This window comes from Streptomyces sp. f51 (genome assembly GCF_037940415.1).
GTDB lineage: Bacteria > Actinomycetota > Actinomycetes > Streptomycetales > Streptomycetaceae > Streptomyces.
The window spans coordinates 6723218-6739820 of sequence record NZ_CP149798.1 but is presented as its reverse complement, the minus strand read 5'-3'; the positions used below and the strand labels follow the sequence as shown (position 1 = coordinate 6739820).

Sequence of the window (16603 nt, the reverse complement as noted above, 5' to 3'; positions counted from 1 at the left end):
CTTCTCAGCACAAGGCATCGGATGGCGTCCGCCACGCTTCATGCTGCCAGCTGGGGAGAATTCGATTGAGTGAGCGCCGCCAGTTGCAACAAGCTGAGGGCCGTACGGCTCAGCGTGCACATCGACAGCAGCGACGTCTCCGGTCACGCCCTGACCACCCACCACGGCGCTGCGGTCACGGCTGTCGAAGAACGTCTGGAGCCCAACGGCACTGGGCGGCGTGTGCCCCGAGTGCGAGGCACACGCCGCCCCAACGTGGCCGTCAGGAACCAGCTTTGTCCGTTGACGCGGGTTCCTTACCCAACTCGGTCGGCTGGTGAGTGAAGACCACCAGGTGCCACGTGCCCTTCTGCCGCATCACGGTGAAGGTGTCCCGCATGGGTTTGCCCGACCGGTCCTCAGCAACGAGGCGGGCCGAGCCGGTGTCCGAACCCATGTCGCGCTCGATCTGGACCTCCTTGACCTTGCATCCGCGCCCGCCCCGGGCGGCGAGGATCTGCGCGGCCTCCTGCCTCGACCACTTCTCGTCCTTGACACCGCCGATGGCGATCAGGTCGGTGGCGCTGCGGGAGTGCAGGGCGTCCACGTAGGCTTCGACGGCCTCACGGGCCCCGTCGGAATATGCCGAACTCGAGGGTGACGATGTCGAATGTGAGGGTGTGGCCTCGTCGTCCCGGGACGAGCAGCCGGAGGCGACGACCAGAGCAGCCGCCACGGCCAAGGGGCGTCGACTGCAAAACCACCACAACACAGCTGAGGCTCCGTTAGGAAAACGCAGCTTTGCCCGTCGACGCGTTCCCGAGGTGCGATCGCGCCTCGGGAGCACCGGGTGCCGAGCAGGGACCACCGTGTCCCACGGGAGGCGTGCGCCAGAGCTGGAACCCCGGGTCAGCGCACCCTTCCGCGCGGCTTCAGCGGCAGTGGGGGCAGTTCCGGGGCGGACAGCGGTGCCCCGTCGTACCCCTTCACCTCACCGAAGCGCCCGCCCTTGGCCCAGTCCTCCCGGGCCTGTTCGATGTCCTCCTGGGTGCGGCCGATGAAGTTCCACCACATGATCAGCTCTTCCTCGAACGGCTCACCGCCCAGCAGCATCAGGCCCGCGTCGGTCGCGGCGCGCAGCGGGAGTTCGGTGCGGCCGCAGCCGAGGTAGAGCATCGAGCCGGGGAGCATCGGTACGCCGTCGACCCTGGCCTCGCCGGACATGGCGAGGACGGCGTACTCGAAGTCGGGCTCCAGCGGCAGGCGTACGTCCGCACCGGCCGTCAGGGCCAGGTCGGCGCCGACGATCGGCGTGTACGTCGTGCCGGGCGAGGCCGTGCCGTCGAGCGTGCCCAGCAGGAGCGTGGCCCGCAGGCCGGGGGCGGTGACGACGGGCAGCTCGGCGTGGTGCTCGAAGTGCGGGTCGGTGTGCCGGTGGCTGTCCGGCAGCGCGACCCAGAGCTGGGCGCCGTGCAGCAGGCGGGAGTGAGCACGGGGGCTCTCCTCGGAGTGGCTGATGGCGCGGCCCGAGGTCATGAGGCCGAGCTCGCGCGGGCGGATCGTCTGGAGACTGCCCGTGGAGTCACGATGCAACACCTCGCCCTCGTGCAGCCAGCTGACGGTCTGGAGGCCCATGTGCGGGTGCGGCGGGACCTGCATGCCGGGTTCGTCGGCGATGTCGTCGGGTCCGTAGTGATCGACGAAGCACCAGGCGCCGACCATGCGCCGGCCCAGGTTGGGCAGCAGACGACGGACCTCGGTGGCCTCGCCGAGCTTGACCCGGCGGGGGCTGAGGAGTTCGCGCACCGGCTCGGCCACCACGAACCCGCGGCCGCCGCAGGGGGCGGGAACCGGCTCCCGATCAAGATTGCTCATGACCCACAACCTAGACCCGCCGGGGGCCTCCCGTCAGTCCATCGATCGGCGCATTGAGGGGCACTTGACCCAGAACCGGCATGGTGGCCCGGGTCGTCCGGCCACCGGACCCGCACGCCACGGCCGGGGCCGTTCGAGGTCGAACCGGGCTCGTCGGCTGGTCGGCTCGTGGCTCGTGGCTCGTGGCTCGTGGCTCGTGGCTCGTGGCTCGTGGCTCGTGGCTCGTGGCTCGTGGCTCGTGGCAGCAAAATAGTAGCCATGGACATAGTATCCATGTACCGTTTCCTTCATGAGTTCAGCGAAGTCGGTTTCCGAGAACGCGACGCCCGGTTTCCTCGTCTGGCGGCTGTCGATGAAGTGGCGCGTCGCGGTGGACCGCGCCGTGGGTCCGCTGGGCCTGACACACGCGCAGTACTCACTGGTGGCGTCGCTGTACGGCATGCACCGGGCCGGAGAGCACCCCAGCCAGCGCCGGCTCGCCGACCACACCGGACTCGAACCGCTCTACGTCTCAAAACTCGCCCGCTCCCTGGAGGCGGCCGGCCTTCTCGACCGCGACCGGGATCCGGCGGACCCCCGAGCGGTGCGGTTGACCCTCACCGACAAGGGGCGCGAGGTCACCCTGCGCGCCATCACCGTCGTCCAGGGCCTCCTGGAGCAGTTGCTCGAACCCCTGGGCGGCCTCGGCGGGGAACGCACCCGGGCGTTCAGCCGCGAGCTGGCCGTCCTGCTCGACGTACCCCTCGACCTACCGCTCGGTCCGCCCAGCGGATCCGGGCCGCGCACCGGCCGGGCTTCACGACCCTCCGAACATTCCGGACATTCCGAAGAGGTTCCACCCGAGGAGTAGTCATGACCACCTCTGTTCCCCCTGTCAACGGCCAGGTCATCGGCCTCGCCCACTACGCGTCCCGCGCCGCCCTGGAGCGGGTGCTGGCCCGCAGCGGCACCACGTTCGAGCAGTCGGTGGCCCTGCGGGCCGTGTCGGACGACGGCGGGACCACCGAACGAGCCCGGGTCACGAACCGGCTCACCGCCAGCCTGAAGATCGACGAGCCGGCGGCCCTCAGGACCGTCGAGGAGCTGACGGCACGGGGCCTCCTGGAGGAGCCGGCACCGGGGCGGCTGTCCCTGACGGACTCCGGCCGGGAGCTGTTCGCGTCGGTCCGCACCGCGGGCGACGAGATCGCGGCCCGGGTGTACGCGGGGATCCCGGCCGAGGACCTGGCCGCCGCGGGGCGCGTCCTGGCCCTCGTGACGGAGCGGGCCAACAAGGAACTCGCCGGGGCGTGACCCCGCCGGCACGACGGCTTGCACACGTGCGGGCTCTCCGGCCCGCAGCCTCGGGGGCTTGTGGAATTTTCAACCAATCGCCTTGGTTGTGGCCCGTCGAAGGAGGTCAGTGGTGGACATGACGTACTACGACCACGGGACGGCCGCGGAGCGCTGGGAGCGCGGGCGGATGTTCTTCGAGGCCAAGGACTACGCGGCGGCCGCGCGCGTCCTGGGCGGACTGGTCGAGGAGGTGCCGGAGCAGACCGGACCCCGGCTACTGCTGGCGCGCTCCTACTACCACTCGGCCCAACTGCGCCGGGCCGAGACCGAGTTGCGCACGATCGTGGAGCGGGACCCGGTGGAGCACTACGCCCGTCTGATGCTGGGCCGCACCCTCCAACGGCTCGGCCGCCCCGAGGAAGCGGCCTCGCATCTGCGGATCGCGTCCGCGCTCGGGGGCGAGTTCGAGGAGGCCTGAGACGAGCCGCCGCCGGTGGTTACGGGGCCGGACCCGGCCATGTCGGGTCCGGCCCCGGCTGCCGTCGGGGCCGGATCCCGACCGTCGCGGCCCCGCGTTGTGACCGGTGCCATACGAGGAAAGTCGTCCGACTCCGCCCGTGCCGCCTCGATCGCTTTGCTTCCGCTTGGCATCCTGGCGGGATGGGATCCGAACCTGACGTCAGCCCCCCGCGCATCTCCCTCAGCGACCTGGTCGAAGAACTCCTCGGTCACGAGGGGCCGTTGCCGATCGTCGCGGCCGGCGATCCCGTGCTGCGCCGGCGAACGGAGCCGTTCGACGGGCAGTTGGACCCGGGACTGCTGGACCGGTTCGTCGCCGCCCTGCGCGCCACGATGCACGCGGCGCCCGGTGTCGGTCTCGCCGCGCCCCAGGTCGGCGTGCCGCTGCGGATCGCCGTCATAGAGGACCCGGCGCCGGTCTCGGACGAGGTCCGCCTCGTCCGCGGGCGGGTGCCACTGCCGTACCGCGTGCTGGTCAATCCGTCGTACGACGGGATCGGTCCGGGTCGGGCCGCGTTCTTCGAGGGCTGCCTGAGCGTTCCTGGCTGGCAGGCCGTCGTGGCCCGGCACGACCAGGTGCGGCTGACGGCGCTCGACGAGCACGGGCGAGCCGTCGACGAGGTGTTCAGCGGCTGGCCCGCGCGCATCGTCCAGCACGAGACGGACCACCTGGACGGCGTCCTCTACCTCGACCATGCCGAGCTGCGCTCACTGTCCTCGAACCAGGCGACGGCGGACCTGTGGTCCCAGCCGACACCGGAACTGGCGGCCGAGGCCCTGGGCTTCGACCTGCCGAACTGAGCCCCGGTCGCGACCCGCCCGCCCGGTCACAGCCTCGCCGCGCCATAGCCCCGGTCACGGCCCCGCCCCGTCACAACCCCGCCGCGCCGTGCCGTAGCCCCGTAGCCCCGTAGCCCCGTAGCCCCGTAGCCCCGTAGCGCCGTAGCGCCGTAGCGCCGTAGCGCCGTAGCGCCGTAGCGCCAGCCTCGCCCCGCACGGCCCGGCACGGCCACGGGCATCGCACCGCCGCGCCTCCCCCGTACATAAATCGCGAGCGCCCCGCCCCCGCCTCCGTTAGCCTGCCCGCATGTCAACGCCCCGCGTCTCTTAGCTCCAGGACCCGCTTCCACGCCACACGTGTGTCCTTGAGCCGATTGACCTCTGGAGCGTTCTCCCATGATCACCGTTCGCGGTGCCGACGTGCGCGTCGGTGCCCGTCTGCTGCTGTCCGGCATCTCCTTCACCGTCTCCCCCGGCGACCGCGTCGGCCTGGTCGGCCGCAACGGCGCCGGCAAGACCACGCTGCTCAGCACCCTCGCCGGGCTCCGGCGCCCCTCCGCCGGTTCCGTCTCCCTTACCGGCACGGTCGGCCACCTCGCCCAGGACCCGGCCGCGGCGGACCCCGCCGTCACCGTCACCGCCCGGATCCTCTCGGCCCGCGGTCTCGACCGCGCCGTACGGGCGCTGCGCGCGGCCGAGGCCGCGATGGCCGACGGATCCGAACGCTCGATGAACGCCTACGTGCGCGCCGAGGCCGAGTTCCAGGCGCGCGGCGGGTACGCGGCCGAGGCCGAGGCGGCCCGGGTCGCCGCGGGCCTCGGGCTGCCGGCCCGGGTGCTGGACCAGCGGGTCGGCACCCTGTCCGGCGGACAGCGGCGAAGGGTCGAGCTGGCGCGCATCCTGTTCGCGGACGACGGCGTCCTGCTCCTCGACGAGCCGACGAACCACCTCGACGCCGACTCCGTCGCCTGGCTGCGCGGGTTCCTCGCGAGCCGCCGGGCGGGGCTCGTCCTCATCAGTCACGACACCTCCCTGCTGGCCGACGTGGTCAACCGCGTCTTCCATCTGGACCCGCACCGCGCCACCCTCGACGTCCACAACACCGGCTGGTCGGCCTACCTCGCCCAGCGCGACGCCGACGAGCGGCGCCGCGCCCGGGAGCGGGCGAACGCCGAGCGGAAGGCGGCGGCGCTGCACGCCCAGGCCGACAAGATGCGCTCGCACGTGGCGACGGCCGTGGCCGCGAGGAACATGGACCGCCGCGCCGACCGTCTGCTCGCCGGTCTCGAACCGGTCCGGCGGACGGAGAAGGCGGCCCGGATCCGGCTGCCCGAACCGGCCCCGTGCGGGCGCATGCCGCTCGGCGCGGTCGCGCTGGCCAAGTCGTACGGCGATCTGCGCGTCCTCGGGGGCGTCGACCTCGCCGTCGACCGGGGCAGCAGGCTGGTGGTCCTCGGCCCGAACGGCTCGGGCAAGACCACCCTGCTGCGGCTGCTCGCCGGTCACGAGGACCCGGACGGCGGGCGCGTGGTGCGCGGGCACGGGCTGCGCCTCGGCTACTTCGCGCAGGAGCACGACACGCTGGACCCGGCCGGAACGGTCCGCGGCCACCTCGCCGCCGCCGCGCCGCAGCTCGGCGACGGGGAGGTACGCGGGGTGCTCGGCTCGTTCCTGTTCACCGGTGACGACGCCGACAAGCGGATCGGGGCCCTCTCCGGGGGTGAGAAGACCAGGCTCGCGCTTGCCGGGCTCGTCCACTCGGGCGCGAACGTGCTCCTCCTGGACGAGCCCACCAACAACCTGGACCCGGCCTCCCGCGCCGAGGTCCTGGCCGCCGTGGCCACGTATCCCGGCGCGCTCGTCATGGTCACCCACAACCAGGGAGCCGTCGACGCGCTGCGCCCGGACCGGGTGCTGCTGCTCCCGGACGCCGACGAGGACCTGTGGAGCGAGGAGTACCGGGAGCTGGTGTCCCTGTCCTGACCGTGTCCTGACGAGCGGGGCCCCGGGCGGTCCTGACCGCCCGGGGCCCCGGTCCGGCCGGTCCGGGGAGGCGCCGGGACCCGGTCGTGCGGGGCGGTGAGGCGCCGGCACCCGGTCGTGCGGGGCGGCGGCACGACGGCTCGCCGCCCCCGCCCCGGGGGCTCACGCGTCCCGGTACGCCTCCAGCAGCCGCAGCCAGACCTCACTGACCGTCGGATAGGACGGGACCGCGTGCCACAGGCGGTCCACCGGCACCTGGCCGACGACGGCGACGGTCGCGGAGTGGATCAGTTCGCCGACGCCGGGGCCGACCAGCGTGAGACCGAGGACGATCCGGCGGTCGAGGTCGACGATCATGCGGGCCTTGCCGCGGTAGCCGTCCGCGTACAGTCCCGCGCCCGCGACCGAGGACATGTCGACGTCCACGGCCCGGACCCGGTGACCCGCCTGCTCGGCCTCCGCGAGGGAGAGGCCCACGGCCGCCGCCTCCGGGTCGGTGAAGACGCACTGGGGTACGGCCGCGTGGTCGGCGGTCGCCGAGTGCGCGCCCCAGGGGTCCGTCTCCAGGAGCGGTACTCCCGCGGCGCGGGCCGCGATGGCGGCCCCCGCGATCCGGGCCTGGTACTTGCCCTGATGGGTGAGCAGCGCACGGTGGTTGACGTCGCCGACGGCGTAGAGCCATTCGCTGCCGATGACCCGGAGGCTGTCGTCGACCTCGATCCACCCGCCCGGCTCCAGGCCGACGGTCTCCAGGCCGATGTCGTCCGTGTGCGGCACCCGGCCGGTCGCGAACAGGATCTCGTCGGCCTCGATGCGGTCGCCGGCGTCCGTGAGGGCGACCACGGTGGAGCCCTCGCGCGAGACGGCGGTCACCGAGGTGCCGGTGCGCACGTCCGCGCCCGCCTCGGTCAGCGCCTCGGCGACGAGTTCCCCGGCGAAGGGCTCCATGCGGGGCAGCAGGCCCTTGCCGCGGACCAGGAGGGTGACCCGGGAGCCGAGCGCCAGCCAGGCCGTGGCCATCTCGGCGGCCACGACACCGCCGCCCACCACGATCAGCCGTCCGGGCACGGCGTGGGCGCTGGTCGCCTCGCGGCTCGTCCACGGCTTGACCTGGGCGAGGCCCGGCAGGTCGGGGAGCTGGGCGCGGGTGCCGGTGCAGACCGCGACCGCGTGCCGGGCGGTCAGCACGGTGCGTTGTCCGTCGGGGCCTTCCACCGTCACGGTGCGCGGTCCGGTGAGCCGGCCGTGTCCGCGGTGGAAGTCGGCACCGATGCCGTCGAGCCAGGCGAGCTGGCCGTCGTCCTTCCAGTCCGAGGTGAACCAGTCGCGGTGGGCGAGCACCGCGGAGGCGTCGAGGGGGCCTTGCACGGCGGCGGCGAGGCCGGGTACGCGGCGGGCGTCGGCGCGGGCGATCGCCGGGCGGAGGAGGGCCTTGCTGGGCATGCACGCCCAGTACGAGCACTCGCCGCCGACCAGTTCGCTCTCCACGACCGCGGTGGAGAGGCCGGCGGCGCGTGCGCGGTCGGCGACGTTCTCCCCCACGGGTCCGGCACCGAGCACCACGACGTCGTAGGCGATGGATTCCGTTTCCGTCATGGGGCCAGTCTGGTTGCTGGCGTGCGCCGTGGCCACACGGGTAGGGGCCCGGAATAGGCCCCCGGTGGGTGGCGTTGTGCTGACCGGCATGACCCGGACGTGAGGAAGAGGGAAATGGAATGAGCAGCACCGTTGAGCTCACCAAGGAGAACTTCGACCAGACGGTCACGGACAACGAGTTCGTCCTGATCGACTTCTGGGCGTCCTGGTGCGGGCCGTGCCGTCAGTTCGCCCCGGTCTACGAGAAGGCCGCCGAGGCCAACCCCGACCTGGTCTTCGCCAAGGTCGACACGGAGGCTCAGCCCGAGCTCGCGGCGGCCTTCGAGATCCAGTCGATCCCGACCCTGATGATCGTGCGCGACCAGGTCGCGATCTTCGCCCAGCCCGGTGCGCTGCCCGCCGCCGCCCTGGACGACGTGATCGGGCAGGCCCGGAAGCTGGACATGGACGAGGTCCGCAAGTCGGTCGCGGCCCAGCAGGCCAAGAACGCCGAATAGGGGCCGGTGAACCCCGGTCGCCGGGCCGGGAGCTCCTAGAACGGGTAGCCCGCCACGTCCCCCCGCACCGTCGTCCACCGCAGGTCGGTGAAGGCGTCCAGATTCGCCTCGCCGCCGAAGCGGGCGCCGGTGCCGGAGGCGGCCGTACCGCCGAAGGGCGCGACGGCCTCGTCGTTGACGGTCTGATCATTGATGTGCGCGATACCGGTCGGGATGCGCTCGGCGAGGTCGAGGCCGCGTGCAGTGTCCCGGGTGACGATGCCGAGGGAGAGGCCGTACGGTCCCGCGGCGGCCAGGGCCGCCGCCTCGTCCGGGGTGGCGAAGGAGCGGACCGGCGCGACCGGGCCGAAGACCTCCTGCGCGTACGCCGGGGTGGTGTCGTCGACGCCGGCGAGCACGGTCGGCCGGTAGAAGAGCCGCTCGTGCGTGCCGCCCGCCGCCAGTTTCGCGCCGTTCGCGGTGCTGGACTCCACCAGCCCCCGGATCTTGGCGAGTTGGGCCTCGTCGATGATGGGCCCGAGGTGCACCTGCTCGCGGTGCGGGTCGCCGACGGCCAGCGAGTCGGCCTTGGCGGCGAGCCGTTCCACGTACTCCTCGTACAGCGAGGCGTGGACCAGGTGGCGGCCGGTGGTCATGCAGATCTGGCCCTGGTGGAAGAACGAGCCCCAGGCCGCCGTGGAGATGACCGCGTCGAGATCGGCGTCCTCCAGGACGATCAGGGCGGAGTTCCCGCCCAACTCCAGGTGCGCGCGCTTGAGATGACGTCCGGCCGCTTCACCGACCGCACGCCCCGCGGCGGTCGAACCGGTGAAGGAGACGACCGGGACCAGGGGGTCGGCGACCAGGGCCTGGCCGGCCTCGGGGCCGCCGGGCATCACCTGGAGCAGCCCGTCCGGCAGGCCCGCCTCGGCGAACACGGCCCCGAGCGCGAGGCCGCCGCACACGGCCGTGCGGGGATCCGGCTTCAGCACGACGCCGTTGCCGAGCGCGAGCGCGGGGGCGACCGAGCGGATGGAGAGGATCAGCGGCGCGTTGAACGGCGCGATCACCCCCACGACGCCGACGGGGACCCGGCGCGTGTACGACAGGCGCGGGGCCTCCGAGGGCAGGACCTGGCCCGTCGGGCGTGAGGCGAGGGCGGCCGCCTCGTAGCACTCCTGGGCGGCCACGTGCAGTTCGAAGTCCGCCTTGCCGGGGATGGAGCCCGACTCCCGCACGATCCAGTCGCGCAGTTCGCCGGCGTGCGCGGTGAAGAGGTCGCCCGCCCTGCGCAGGACGGCGGCGCGGACGAAGTGCGGGGCCCTGGCCCATTCGCCCTGGGCGGCGCGGGCCGTCCGCGCCGCCGTCGCGATGTCCTCGGCGCCGGCGAGCGTGAGGGTGCCGAGGCCCTCGCCGGTGGCGGGCTCGGTGACGGTGTACTCGTCGCCCGTGAGCGGGTGGGACTGCCAGGTCGTGGGGTCGAGCAGCGGCATGTCGGCTCTCCGATCGTTCACTGATCAGCAGCGGGGGACTCGGCGGGCCCTGCGGCTCGGGGCAGCGGAAGTCCCGTGTAGTTCGCGGCCAGTTCGGCGGCGGCGGGGCGGGACACCGTGATCCGGCGCAGTCGCGCGAGCTGCATCCGGTGTTCGAAGGCATCCCCATCTGGTTGAGCGTGCAACATCCTAGTCATGTCGTACGAGAAGCGGGTGGCCTGCCACACCCGTTCGAGGGCCAACTCCGAATAGATGTCGAGGAGTTCGGTTGATCCGGTGCGGTGCAGATCTTCGAAGGCGCGGGCCAGGAGCCGTACGTCGGACACCGCGAGGTTGAGGCCCTTGGCGCCGGTCGGCGGCACGATGTGGGCGGCATCGCCGGCCAGGAACACCCGCCCGTGACGCATCGGCTCGTGCACCCAACTGCGCATGGGGGTGACCGACTTGGCCGTGACGGGCCCGCGTTCCAGCCGCCAGTCCCCGTCGACCGCGAAGCGCGCGGCCAGTTCGTCCCAGATGCGCCCGTCGGGCCAGTCGGCGGGGTCGGTGCCGTTCGGGACCTGGAGGTAGAGCCGGGACACCGACGGGGAACGCATGCTGTGCAGGGCGAAACCCCCGGCACCCCGGGCGTAGATCAACTCCTCGCAGGAGGGCGGCACATCGGCGAGGATGCCGAGCCAGGAGTACGGGTAGTCGTGCGCGTACGAGCGGCCCGCTCCGGCCGGGAACGCGGAGCGCGCGACGCCGTGGCCGCCGTCGCAGCCCACCACCCAGTCGCAGATCAGCGTCCGCTCGCGCCCCTCGTGCGCGAACCGCACGACGGGCGAGGCGCTCTCCGGCCCCTCCACGGCGAGCGCCTCGGCCTCGAACAACAGAGGCGGTCCGTCGGCGAGTTGGAGGGCGACGAGGTCCTTCACGATCTCCGTCTGGGCGTAGATCGTGACGGTACTGCCGCCGGTGAGCCCGGGGAAGTCGACGTGGTGGCGCTCCCCTTCGAAGCGCAGCTCGATCCCGTGGTGGACCAGGCCCTCGGCGTCCAGCCGCTCGCCCGCTCCGCAGGCGCGCAGGGCGTCGACCGTGCCCTGCTCCAGCATCCCGGCCCGCTGGCGCCGCTCGACGTACGCACGGGTCCTGCTCTCCAGGACGACGCAGTCGATCCCGGTCCGGTGCAGCAGCCGGGCCAGCAGGAGCCCCGCCGGGCCTCCGCCGATGATGCCGACCGTGGTCCGCATGGAACGCCTCCGCTGTCCGGTGCCGCCGGGTCCTGGCGCGGGGACCCGCCGGCCGCGCACGGGCCGGGCGGACGATGCCCGCCGCGGCACCAGCCTCTCTCAGCTCGACGCGCGGTGCACGACTCGTGCGCCCAGTACCTCGTGCGTCCCGGGCTCGGCACCCGGCTCGCGGACCGCCCGGTCGACGAGTTCCGCGAGGTCGCGGCCGGAGGGCAGCTCCAGGTGCACGGTGCTGAGCCGGGGCCTGAGCAGCCGGCCGAGCATGAGGTCGTCGGCGCCGACGACGGCGCTCTCCTCGGGCACGGCGACGCCCTCGTCCTGGAGCGCGCGCATCAGGAGCATCGCGTACTCGTCGTTGTACCCGAAGACGGCGTCGAGCCCGAGGGAGCGCCAGCGCGCGGCGAGCAGGGCCGCGGCCTCCTCCTCGTACGCAAGCGGCAGTTCCGTCACGGTCGCCTCCGTGCCGCTCACGGCCCGCCGGACGCCGTCGAGCCGGGGCCTGGAGAAGATCTCGAGGCCGCTCTCCTCGGGCATCACCACCCCGATGCGGCGGCGGCCCCCGGACAGCAGATGGACGCCCGCGCAGTGGCCGACCCGGTCGTGGTCCATGAGCAGCGCGTGGGCGCCCTCGACCCGTTCGGGGCCCAGGGTGAGCACGGCGCGGGCGCCGGCCCGCTTGAGGACCTCGACCCCCTGGGGGCCGAGACCGCTGCCGGGCACCAGGACGGCCACGGGGCGCAGTTCGGCCCAGGCGCGGGCGGCCTCGTCGCCGTGCAGGCCGACGCTGCCGTACTGCACGACGGTGTAGTCGAGCCGCCCGAGCTCCGACTGGAGTTCGGCGAAGAACTGGTGGTAGAGCGGGCCCACAGGGATCGCGGGGGCGGGCATCAGGACCATGCGGCTGTGTCCGGCGCGCAGACTGCGGGCGGCCGCGTGCGGAACGTATCCGAGTTCCTCGGCGGCCTCGCGGACCCGGCGCCGGGTGGGCTCGCTGATGCGGACGGCGCTGGTGTTGTTCAGGACGTACGAGACGGTCGCGCGCGAGACACCCGCGAGGCGTGCAACGTCGGCACTGGTCGGTACGGGCCGTCGGGCGGGCGCCGGCTGGGCGGACTGGTTCGGTATCTGCACCATGACGCCAGGCATCCTCGCAGAGGGCCGGGTCGCCTCCGCGCGCCGGGGCCCCCGATCGGCGCCGCCATTTCCCGGAACTCCCGCTTCCGCGAAGGGAGTTGCAGGCACCGTACCGCAGCGCCGCCGCAGAGGTTACCGTTCGGTAGACGACCGCTTCGGAGGTGGCCCGCATGACTCCCGACCGCGCCCCAGGACTGACGGAGAGCGCGCGTGCGCTGGCCGCGGGGGAGGTGAGTTCGCGCGAGCTGGTCGAGCGGGCGCTCGCCCGGATCGAGGCCACCCGGTCCACGGTGAACGCGTTCCGGCTGGTCCGGGCCGAGGCCGCCCTGGCGGAGGCGGACGCGGCGGACGCGGAACTGGCGGCGGGCGGGCGGCGGCCCCTGCTCGGGGTGCCGGTCGCGGTCAAGGACGACATGGACGTGGCGGGCGAGCCGACCGCGTTCGGCTGCCGGGGTGACTTCCCACCGGTCGCCGAGGACGGCGAGGCGATACGAAGGCTCCGCGCGGCGGGTGCCGTCGTGGTCGGCAAGACCAACGCCTGCGAGCTGGGCCAGTGGCCCTTCACCGAGGGCCCGGCCTTCGGCGCGACCCGCAACCCCTGGCATCACGGGCACACGCCGGGCGGATCGTCCGGGGGCTCGGCGGCCGCCGTGGCGGCGGGCCTGGTGCCCGCGGCGCTGGGCTCGGACGGTGCGGGCTCCGTGCGCATCCCGGCCGCCTGGACTCATCTGGTCGGCATCAAGCCGCAGCGCGGACGGATCTCGACCTGGCCCCGCCCGGAGTCCTTCCAGGGCATCACCGTCAACGGCACGCTCGCCCGCACGGTCGCGGACGCGGCCCTGCTGCTGGACGCGGCGAGCGGCAGCCACGAGGGCGATCTGCACCGGCCCGCCGCGCTGCGCGTCCATGACGCCGTGGGCCGCGACCCGGGACGGCTGCGCATCGCGCTGTCGCTGAAACCGCCCTTCACCGCGCTGCCCGCACGGCTCGACCCCGCCGTTCGGGCGAAGGTCCTCGCGCTCGCGGAGCGGCTGGCCGCGCTCGGGCACACGGTCGAGGAGGCCGAACCCCGCTATGGGCCGATCGGGCTCACGTTCGTCCCGCGCGCCACGGCGGGCGTCGCCGAACGCGTGCGCACCTCGCCGTTCCCCGAACTCCTCGACCGGCGCACCCACGACACCGCGCGCGTCGGCCGGCTGCTCGGCGGCGCCCCGCTGCGTGCGGCCCGCCGGGCCGAGGCGCGGCTTCAGCGGCGCGTCGGCGCGCTCTTCGGCGTCTACGACGTGCTGCTCGCGCCGACGACAGCCGCTCCCCCGCCGCGGATCGGCTCGATGCTCGGCCTGAGCGGCATCGGCACCGACCGGGCCATGATCGCGGCCTGCCCGTACGCCTGGCCGTGGAACATCCTCGGCTGGCCGGGCGTCAACGTCCCCGCCGGTTTCGTGGGCGAAGGGCTGCCGGTCGGCGCGCAGTTGCTCGGGCCCGCGGACAGCGAGCCGCTGCTGGTGTCGCTCGCCGCCCAGCTGGAGGCGGACCTGCGCTGGCACGAGCTGTGGCCTCCGCACGAAGCCGTCGCGGACTCCCCGGCCGCATAGGGGAGTTCGAGCCTTACGCTGAGGCCATGGACGATGCCTCGATGGTCGGTTTGATGGGACGGGTCACCGGCACGGTCGGACCCGGGCTCGTCGGCGAGGTGATCGTCCGGGTGCGCGGCGGCGCCGAGCACTTCCTCGCCTACCCGGCCGCGCCGCGGGACCGCATCGAGCGGGGCACGGTGGTGATGGTGGTGGAGTACCTGCCCCCGCGCACGGTGTACGTGTCGGCCGCCTACGACAGCTGACGGCGCCCCCGGCGGCTTCGGACGCCCACCTGGACGACGGGTCGACTCGCGCCGTACACACGACAGTTGAGCTGCACTCGTCCCAGGTGAGAGCCGTATGCGTCAAGAACGCAACAAGGATGCGCCGAGCCCTGTACCCGGGTGCCGCCGAGGAGCACACTCCCGTTCGTTCGGTGCCGAAAGGGCACCATGCAAAGGGGGCGTATGCCGATGGTCATCGGCGTCGTGGCGGGGACGGTTGTCCTCGCACTGATCTTCATCGTTGTGGTCTTCAAGCTCATGTGGCGCGTCGCGGAGCCCAACGAAGCGTTGATCATCTCCGGTTCGAAGCATCGGACCGAAGGCCTCGAAGAAGGTATGGGATTCCGCATCGTGACGGGGCGCGGCACGCTGGTCCTGCCGGGCGTGCAGGCGGTGCGGAAGATCTCGCTCGACCTCAACGAGACCGAACTGCACGTGGACTGCGTGACCACCCAGGGCATTCCGCTCAAGGTGCGGGGCGTGGTCATCTTCAAGGTGGGCGACGACTTCGTGTCGATCGCCAACGCGGGGCGTCGTTTCCTCGACCAGCAGAAGATGATGGCGGAGCGCGTGCACAACGTGTTCGCGGGCCATCTGCGGTCCATCGTCGGCGGGCTGACCGTCGAGGACATGATCCGCGACCGGGAGAAGCTCACCGGTCAGACCCGGGCCGCGTGCGGCACGGAGATGGAGAAGCTCGGTCTGATCGTCGACTCGCTCCAGATCCACGAGATCGAGGACCCGACCGGGTACATCCGGAACCTGGCGATGCCGCACGCCGCCGCCGTGCAGCGTGACGCGCGTATCGCGCAGGCCGAGGCGAACCGGCTGGCCACCGAGGCCGAGCAGAAGGCCGCGGCGCGCATGTCGGAGGCGACCCGGGACAGCGAGATCCAGCAGGCCGGTTACCAGGCCGAGCGGGACAAGGCGGCGGCGACGGCCCAGATGGCCGGCCCGCTGGCGGCGGCCGCGGCTCAGCAGGACGTCGTCGTCCAGGAGACCCGGGTCGCCGAGCTGGAGGCGCACCGCCGCGAGCAGCAGCTCCAGGCGGACGTCCGCAAGCCGGCGGACGCCCGCGCCTACGAGATCCGGGCACAGGCCGAGGCCGAGCGCGACGCGCGGATCTCGGCGGCGCAGGCCAAGGCCAAGGAGACCGAACTGGCCGCCGCGGCGGAGGCCACCCGGGTCAAGACGGCGGCCAACGCCGAGGCCGAGGCGACCAAGGCGCGCGGTTCGGCGGCCGCCCAGGCGACCCGGGCGACCGGTGAGGCCGAGGCAGCCGCCGCCCAGGCCAAGGGCCTCGCGGCGGCCGAGTCGACCCGGGCCCAGGGTCTCGCGGAGGCGGAGGCCATCCAGGCCCGCGCCGCCGCGCTGGCCGAGAACCAGGAGGCCGTCGTCGCCCAGCAACTCGCCGAGCACTGGCCGGAGATCGTCCAGGCGGGCGCGAGCGCGTTCGGCAACGTGGATCACATGGTGCTGCTCAACGGCGCCGACGGCATGTCGGACCTGTTCGCCAAGGCGCTCACCATGGGCGGCACCGGCCTCGGCCTGGCACGCCAGTTGCTCGCCTCGATGAACCAGGAGGGGAGCCAGGCCAAGAACTCCGCGGTGGAACTCAACGGGGTCGTGGCGCCGGTCAGCCAGAAGGTGCCCGTGGAGAAGGAGGGGTGAGACCGGCGCGCTGAGGCGCGCCGGCACCGAGAGATGTGAGCAGCAGGGCTCGGGCGTACGGGAGTTGGACCACAGCCCCCGTGCGCCCGGCGCCGTCTCCCCGGCGCGCGTGAGGCCGTACGGCGGGCGGCGCCGGGGAGTTGGACCGGGTCCCGGGTCCGCGCGGGGCCCTCCGGTCCCGGCCCCGCCCGCCGCGATCTCGGACGCGGCCTCTACGGTGGCCGACGTGAACGCCTTTACCGATGACACCGAAGAACAGGTCCCGGGCCGCTACGGCCCCTCCGCGACCACCGAGGCCGAGCCCCGCGAGGTCGGCCCCGTGCGGACCGAGTACTCCCCCGCGCACGACGGCGACCCCGATCCCGGTGAGATCGTCTGGACGTGGGTGCCCTTCGAGGAGAACGACGGCCGGGGCAAGGACCGCCCGGTGCTCGTCGTCGCCCGGGAGGCCGCGGGCACCCTGCTCGCCGTCCAGCTCTCCAGCAAGGCGCACAACGGCGACCGCGAGTGGGTGGCGATCGGCAGCGGCCCCTGGGACCGCACCGGCCGCGACTCCTGGGTGAACGTGGACCGCGTGATGCGGCTGCACGAGGACGGGATGCGACGGGAGGCGTGCGCGCTGGACCGGATGCGGTTCAACTCCGTGGTGCACCGGCTCAAGGAGCTGTACGGCTGGCGCTGAGCGCTCCTGCGCCGACCGCACCGGACGACACCGCGACGACCGGGGGG

General features: G+C 73.1%; 16 protein-coding genes. 10 read left to right on the top strand and 6 right to left on the bottom strand.

What is annotated here, in order from left to right; genetic code table 11:
• Window positions 1–262: 262 nt before the first annotated feature.
• Together WJM95_RS29155 and WJM95_RS29150 are read right to left on the bottom strand one after the other, a co-directional pair.
• The gene (locus WJM95_RS29155; RefSeq protein WP_339133077.1) at window positions 263–586 is read right to left on the bottom strand and encodes a hypothetical protein; all 324 of its coding nucleotides are present in this window, start codon (window positions 584–586) and stop codon (window positions 263–265) included.
• A gap of 302 nt (window positions 587–888) precedes the next feature.
• Window positions 889–1854: a pirin family protein gene (locus tag WJM95_RS29150; RefSeq protein ID WP_339133075.1), complete on the bottom strand. Its 966-nt coding sequence runs from the start codon at window positions 1852–1854 to the stop codon at window positions 889–891.
• 289 nt (window positions 1855–2143) lie between these two features.
• On the opposite strand from WJM95_RS29150, the gene WJM95_RS29145 reads away from it, so the two are divergent.
• The 5 genes from WJM95_RS29145 to WJM95_RS29125 all read left to right on the top strand — a co-directional run bounded on the left by WJM95_RS29145 (window position 2144) and on the right by WJM95_RS29125 (window position 6411).
• Window positions 2144–2704 carry a MarR family transcriptional regulator gene (locus WJM95_RS29145; RefSeq protein ID WP_339133073.1) on the top strand — a complete coding sequence of 187 codons (561 nt, stop codon included), beginning with the start codon at window positions 2144–2146 and terminating at the stop codon, window positions 2702–2704.
• A 2-nt stretch (window positions 2705–2706) separates the two neighbouring features.
• Window positions 2707–3147 (top strand): MarR family winged helix-turn-helix transcriptional regulator, encoded by a 441-nt coding sequence (locus tag WJM95_RS29140; RefSeq protein WP_339133071.1) that lies wholly within the window; start codon window positions 2707–2709, stop codon window positions 3145–3147.
• A 112-nt stretch (window positions 3148–3259) separates the two neighbouring features.
• Entirely contained in the window at window positions 3260–3607 is a 348-nt protein-coding gene (locus tag WJM95_RS29135; protein WP_339135918.1) for a tetratricopeptide repeat protein, read from the top strand.
• 182 nt (window positions 3608–3789) lie between these two features.
• Window positions 3790–4449 (top strand): peptide deformylase, encoded by a 660-nt coding sequence (locus WJM95_RS29130; protein WP_339133069.1) that lies wholly within the window; start codon window positions 3790–3792, stop codon window positions 4447–4449.
• Between the two features lie 375 nt (window positions 4450–4824).
• Window positions 4825–6411, top strand: a complete 1587-nt coding sequence (locus tag WJM95_RS29125; protein WP_339133067.1) for an ABC-F family ATP-binding cassette domain-containing protein — start codon at window positions 4825–4827, stop codon at window positions 6409–6411.
• A gap of 162 nt (window positions 6412–6573) precedes the next feature.
• Here WJM95_RS29125 and WJM95_RS29120 read toward each other — a convergent pair whose 3' ends face one another.
• A complete protein-coding gene (locus WJM95_RS29120; RefSeq protein WP_339133065.1) occupies window positions 6574–8007 on the bottom strand; it encodes an NAD(P)/FAD-dependent oxidoreductase in 1434 nt (477 codons plus the stop codon).
• Window positions 8008–8126: 119 nt separating this feature from the next.
• Here WJM95_RS29120 and trxA point away from each other — a divergent pair, with 119 nt between their 5' ends.
• A complete protein-coding gene (trxA, locus tag WJM95_RS29115; RefSeq protein ID WP_339133063.1) occupies window positions 8127–8504 on the top strand; it encodes a thioredoxin in 378 nt (125 codons plus the stop codon).
• Window positions 8505–8539: 35 nt separating this feature from the next.
• Here the strand turns inward: trxA and WJM95_RS29110 are convergent, their stop codons facing one another.
• The 3 genes from WJM95_RS29110 to WJM95_RS29100 form a co-directional block, all read right to left on the bottom strand.
• Window positions 8540–9976, bottom strand: coding sequence for an aldehyde dehydrogenase family protein (locus WJM95_RS29110; protein WP_339133061.1), 1437 nt, complete (start codon window positions 9974–9976; stop codon window positions 8540–8542).
• Window positions 9977–9993: 17 nt separating this feature from the next.
• Window positions 9994–11208, bottom strand: a complete 1215-nt coding sequence (locus WJM95_RS29105) for a 4-hydroxybenzoate 3-monooxygenase (RefSeq protein ID WP_339133059.1) — start codon at window positions 11206–11208, stop codon at window positions 9994–9996.
• A 99-nt stretch (window positions 11209–11307) separates the two neighbouring features.
• Entirely contained in the window at window positions 11308–12342 is a 1035-nt protein-coding gene (locus WJM95_RS29100; RefSeq protein ID WP_339133057.1) for a LacI family DNA-binding transcriptional regulator, read from the bottom strand.
• Window positions 12343–12512: 170 nt separating this feature from the next.
• Here WJM95_RS29100 and WJM95_RS29095 point away from each other — a divergent pair, with 170 nt between their 5' ends.
• The 4 genes from WJM95_RS29095 to WJM95_RS29080 all read left to right on the top strand — a co-directional run bounded on the left by WJM95_RS29095 (window position 12513) and on the right by WJM95_RS29080 (window position 16556).
• Window positions 12513–13937, top strand: a complete 1425-nt coding sequence (locus WJM95_RS29095; RefSeq protein ID WP_339133055.1) for an amidase — start codon at window positions 12513–12515, stop codon at window positions 13935–13937.
• 26 nt (window positions 13938–13963) lie between these two features.
• Window positions 13964–14182, top strand: a complete 219-nt coding sequence (locus WJM95_RS29090; protein WP_339133053.1) for a hypothetical protein — start codon at window positions 13964–13966, stop codon at window positions 14180–14182.
• A gap of 204 nt (window positions 14183–14386) precedes the next feature.
• Entirely contained in the window at window positions 14387–15874 is a 1488-nt protein-coding gene (locus WJM95_RS29085; RefSeq protein WP_339133051.1) for an SPFH domain-containing protein, read from the top strand.
• A gap of 226 nt (window positions 15875–16100) precedes the next feature.
• Window positions 16101–16556 carry a type II toxin-antitoxin system PemK/MazF family toxin gene (locus tag WJM95_RS29080; protein WP_339133049.1) on the top strand — a complete coding sequence of 152 codons (456 nt, stop codon included), beginning with the start codon at window positions 16101–16103 and terminating at the stop codon, window positions 16554–16556.
• Window positions 16557–16603: the final 47 nt, after the last annotated feature.